The sequence below is a fragment of the Kistimonas scapharcae genome (genome assembly GCF_039540975.1).
Classification (GTDB): Bacteria; Pseudomonadota; Gammaproteobacteria; order Pseudomonadales; family Endozoicomonadaceae; genus Kistimonas; species Kistimonas scapharcae.
The window spans coordinates 1-789 of sequence record NZ_BAABFL010000194.1 but is presented as its reverse complement, the minus strand read 5'-3'; the positions used below and the strand labels follow the sequence as shown (position 1 = coordinate 789).

Annotated in this window: 1 protein-coding gene; it reads right to left on the bottom strand. The window is 54.2% G+C overall.

The annotated features are described in order from the left end of the window. Positions 1-789: Ig-like domain-containing protein (locus ABD892_RS10355; protein WP_345195547.1), on the bottom strand; the 789-nt coding region annotated here is incomplete at both ends.

The window sequence follows — 789 nt, the reverse complement described above, 5'->3', positions numbered from 1 at the left end:
GCACCGAAGTTGCCCGTTACCGCTGCGCCATCTTCCGTGGCACTGACACTCTCTACTGCAGCTGTCGGCTTGTCGTTAGTACCGGTGACCGTCACCGTGACTGTCGCGGCGGCACTGGTAGCATTGCCCTCACCAGAGCTATCCACCGCTTCGTAGGTGAAGGTAACCTGACGGGTTTCTCCCGCTGCCAGATCCTGGAAGTCGCTGCCGGGATTGAAACTGAAGGTGCCGTCGTTGTTGTTGGTAACTGAGCCTTCATCCGGCTGGGTCAGTATATTGAACGTATGTGTATCACTCAGGTTTTCATCCGTCGCACTGAAACTACCGGAAACAGCACCTGCATCTTCCACTGCCGTATCAACTCTGACCAGCTCAGCCACCGGCTGGCTGTTGGTACCACTGACTGTAATCGTTGCTGTGGCTGTCGATGTCTCACCTGAATCATCACGCATGGTGTAGCTGACAGTAACCGTCGCACTTTCACCAATCGCCAGGTAATCAAAATCCCCTGCCGGATCGAACTCCAGCTGATTATTCACCACACTGACAGAACCGCCATTAATGGAACGACTGCCACTACTGTCCGTAATACCGGTAATGCTGACTGAACTCAGACTGAAGTTGGACGCATCGTCATCACTGTCGACATCCGTATCGTTGGCCAGTACATCCAGCCTCGTTGTGCCCACTGTGGCAGCATTGCCCGTATCAGCTACAGCAACAGGCGCATCATTGGTGCCTGTCACGGTGATGGTGACCGTAGCGGGTTCACTGGTGTTATTAGCAGTG